The organism is Klebsiella sp. 28, from assembly GCF_018223905.1.
GTDB classification, from domain to species: Bacteria; Pseudomonadota; Gammaproteobacteria; order Enterobacterales; family Enterobacteriaceae; genus Klebsiella; species Klebsiella pneumoniae.
In genome coordinates this window covers 1-3620 of record NZ_JAGRQY010000274.1, presented here as the reverse complement: position 1 = coordinate 3620, position 3620 = coordinate 1, and the positions used below count along the sequence as shown (strand labels likewise).

Sequence of the window (3620 nt, the reverse complement as noted above, 5' to 3'; positions counted from 1 at the left end):
TCCAACCCTAGAATGCAAATAGCCGTTTTATTACCTGCGTCTGTCGATTACCGATGTGTGCAACTTCCGTTGCACCTACTGCCTGCCGAACGGTTACAAGCCCGGCGCCGTCAATAACAATGGCTTTCTCAGCGTAGACGAAATACGCCGGGTTACGCGCGCTTTCTCTGCGCTGGGCACCGAAAAAGTTCGCCTCACCGGTGGGGAACCCTCCCTGCGCCGCGACTTCACCGAGATCATTGCCGCCGTGCGTGAAAACCCGGCGATCCGTCAGATTGCGGTCACTACCAACGGTTACCGCCTGGCGCGCGATGTCGAACGCTGGCGCGATGCCGGCCTGACGGCGATTAACGTCAGCGTTGATAGCCTCGACGCCCGCCAGTTCCATGCCATCACCGGCCAGGACAAGTTCCACCAGGTGATGGACGGCATTGACGCCGCCTTCGCCGCTGGCTTTGACAAGGTGAAGGTGAATACCGTGCTGATGCGTGATGTTAACCATCACCAGCTCGATACCTTCCTCGCGTGGATCCAACCCCGTCGTATCCAGCTGCGCTTTATTGAGCTGATGGAAACCGGTGAAGGCAGCGACCTGTTCCGTCGTCACCATCTCTCCGGCATGGTGCTGCGCGATGAACTGCTGCGCCGCGGCTGGATCCATCAGATCCGCCAGCGCAGCGATGGCCCGGCGCAGGTCTTTTGTCACCCGGACTACGCCGGCGAGATCGGCCTCATCATGCCGTATGAAAAAGACTTTTGCGCCACCTGCAATCGGCTGCGCGTCTCGTCCGTTGGCAAACTGCACCTGTGCCTGTTTGGCGAAGGCGGCGTCGACCTGCGCGACCTGATGGCCGAAGACCAGCAGCAGGCCGCGCTTGAGGCGCGGATCGCCGAAGCCTTAACCCATAAAAAGCAGACCCATTTCCTGCATCAGGGCAACACCGGTATTACGCAGAACCTGTCCTATATTGGCGGTTAATCGTTTTCGAAAGGAGCATTCAGATGAGCCAGGCTAGCGCTGAGTTTATTCCGACCCGTATTGCTATTCTTACCGTTTCCAGCCGTCGCGGCGAAGAGGACGACACTTCCGGTCACTGGCTGCGCGAGGCGGCGCAGGAGGCGGGGCACCAAGTCGTCGAGAAGGCGATCGTCAAAGAGAATCGCTACGCCATCCGCGCTCAGGTATCGGCGTGGATAGCCAGCGATAACGTGCAGGTGGTGCTGATCACCGGCGGCACCGGTTTTACCGACGGCGATCAGGCGCCGGAAGCGCTGCTGCCGCTGTTTGATCGTGAGGTCGAAGGCTTTGGCGAAGTGTTCCGCATGCTGTCGTTCGAAGAGATCGGCACCTCGACGCTGCAGTCCCGGGCCGTGGCCGGCGTCGCCAACCGCACGCTGATTTTTGCCATGCCGGGCTCGACCAAAGCCTGCCGCACGGCGTGGGACAACATCATTGCCCCGCAGCTTGATGCCCGCACCCGTCCGTGTAACTTCATTCCTCACCTGAAGAAATAATCTATGTCACAACTGACCCATATTAACGCCGCGGGCGAAGCCCATATGGTGGATGTCTCCGGCAAAGCGGAAACGGTGCGCGAAGCGCGCGCCGAGGCTTATGTCGAAATGCAGGCGACGACCCTGGCGATGATTATCGACGGCAGCCACCATAAAGGCGACGTGTTTGCCACCGCGCGTATCGCCGGGATCCAGGCGGCCAAACGCACCTGGGAGCTGATCCCGCTGTGTCATCCGCTGATGCTCAGCAAAGTGGAAGTCAATCTGCAGGCGCAGCCGGAACATAACCGGGTGCGCATTGAATCGCTCTGCCGACTCACCGGGAAAACCGGCGTTGAGATGGAAGCATTGACCGCCGCCTCGGTTGCCGCGCTGACCATTTACGATATGTGCAAAGCGGTGCAGAAGGATATGGTGATTGGCCCGGTGCGCCTGCTGGCGAAAAGCGGCGGCAAGTCCGGCGATTTTAAGGTGGATGAATGCCATGATTAAGATTCTGTTTTTTGCCCAGGTGCGCGAGCTGGTCGGTACCGATTCGCTGACCCTTGATGCCAGCGAACTGGCGACTGTCGAAGCGGTTCGTCAGCAGCTTGCCGCCCGCGGCGATCGCTGGGCGCTGGCCCTGGAGGAGGGCAAGCTGCTGGCGGCGGTTAACCAGACGCTAACCTCTTTCGAACATCCAGTGGCCAGCGGCGACGAAGTGGCGTTCTTCCCACCGGTAACGGGGGGCTGACATGACACAAACCCGTATCGTGGTCAGCCCGGCGCGCTTTAGCGTCAGTGAGGAATATCCCTGGCTGGCGGAACGCGATGAAGACGGCGCGGTGGTCACCTTCACCGGTAAAGTGCGTAACCACAACCTCGGCGACAGCGTGAAGGCGCTGACCCTCGAGCACTATCCGGGGATGACTGAAAAATCGCTGGCGGAAATTGTCGAGCTGGCGCGCGAGCGCTGGCCGCTGGGCCGGGTGACGGTTATCCATCGCATCGGCGAAATGTGGCCGGGGGAAGAGATTGTGTTTGTCGGCGTCACCAGCGCTCACCGCGGCAGCGCCTTCGCCGCCGGCGAGTTTATTATGGATTACCTGAAAACCCGCGCGCCGTTCTGGAAGCGTGAAGCGACGCCGGATGGCGAACGCTGGGTCGACGCCCGCGACAGCGATCGCCAGGCGGCAGAGCGCTGGTAGTGTGATACGCTTACAGGGTGAAACTTTGTTTATCAGGAGAGAGTCATGGACAGATATCCGCGTTCCGATTCAATAGTGCAGGGCCGTACCGGCCTGCAGACTTACATGGCGCAGGTGTACGGCTGGATGACGGTCGGCCTGCTGCTGACGGCGTTTATCGCGTGGTTTGCAGCGAATACTCCGGCGGTGATGATGTTCGTCTTTTCGAGCAAAATCACTTTCTTCGGGCTGATTATTGCCCAGCTGGCGCTGGTGTTTGTGCTGTCGGGAATGGTGCAGCGGCTGAGCGCCGGGATGGCCACCACGCTGTTTATGCTCTATTCGGCGCTGACCGGACTGACGCTATCGAGCATTTTTATCGCCTATACCTATTCATCGATCGCCAGCACCTTTGTGGTCACCGGCGGGATGTTTGGGGCGATGAGCCTGTATGGTTACACCACGAAGCGCGATCTGAGCGGCTTCGGCAGCATGCTGTTTATGGGGCTGATTGGCATCGTGCTGGCGTCGCTGGTCAACCTGTGGCTGAAGAGCGAGGCGCTGATGTGGGCTGTGACCTACATTGGGGTGGTGCTGTTTGTCGGCCTGACGGCGTATGACACCCAGAAGCTGAAAAACATCGGCGAGCAGATTGATACCCGCGACAGCGCCACGCTGCGTAAATACTCGATCCTTGGCGCCTTAACGCTGTATCTGGACTTCATCAACCTGTTCCTGATGCTGCTGCGTATTATGGGCAACCGCCGCTAACCTCTTTATATCAAGGGGTTGCATCTCCGAACGCCCGGCAAGCGCAGCGCCGCCGGGCGAGATTTCAGGCACGGTACCCTTGATTTTGCCGGGTGGCGGCTGCGCCTTACCCGGCCTACAGGATCCTCTCACAGGCTCACACTCCGTAGGCCCGCGCAAGCGCATGGA

Annotated in this window: 6 protein-coding genes; all 6 read left to right on the top strand. The window is 59.8% G+C overall.

The window, feature by feature from the left end:
• Positions 1–34: 34 nt before the first annotated feature.
• From moaA to KHQ28_RS28120, 6 genes are read left to right on the top strand one after another with little or no spacing between them, the layout of a single operon-like run.
• Positions 35–979 carry a GTP 3',8-cyclase MoaA gene (gene moaA / locus KHQ28_RS28145; RefSeq protein ID WP_228298303.1) on the top strand — a complete coding sequence of 315 codons (945 nt, stop codon included), beginning with the start codon at positions 35–37 and terminating at the stop codon, positions 977–979.
• 23 nt (positions 980–1002) lie between these two features.
• Entirely contained in the window at positions 1003–1515 is a 513-nt protein-coding gene (gene moaB / locus KHQ28_RS28140) for a molybdenum cofactor biosynthesis protein B (RefSeq protein ID WP_002895668.1), read from the top strand.
• 3 nt (positions 1516–1518) lie between these two features.
• Positions 1519–2007, top strand: coding sequence for a cyclic pyranopterin monophosphate synthase MoaC (gene moaC / locus KHQ28_RS28135; protein ID WP_032414703.1), 489 nt, complete (start codon positions 1519–1521; stop codon positions 2005–2007).
• Positions 2000–2248 carry a molybdopterin synthase sulfur carrier subunit gene (gene moaD, locus KHQ28_RS28130; RefSeq protein WP_032414705.1) on the top strand — a complete coding sequence of 83 codons (249 nt, stop codon included), beginning with the start codon at positions 2000–2002 and terminating at the stop codon, positions 2246–2248. Before moaC ends, moaD begins: the two co-directional genes overlap by 8 nt.
• 1 nt (position 2249) lies before the next feature.
• The gene (moaE, locus tag KHQ28_RS28125) at positions 2250–2702 is read left to right on the top strand and encodes a molybdopterin synthase catalytic subunit MoaE (protein WP_002895674.1); all 453 of its coding nucleotides are present in this window, start codon (positions 2250–2252) and stop codon (positions 2700–2702) included.
• 45 nt (positions 2703–2747) lie between these two features.
• Positions 2748–3452: a Bax inhibitor-1/YccA family protein gene (locus tag KHQ28_RS28120; protein WP_004142079.1), complete on the top strand. Its 705-nt coding sequence runs from the start codon at positions 2748–2750 to the stop codon at positions 3450–3452.
• The last annotated feature ends 168 nt before the right edge of the window (positions 3453–3620 follow it).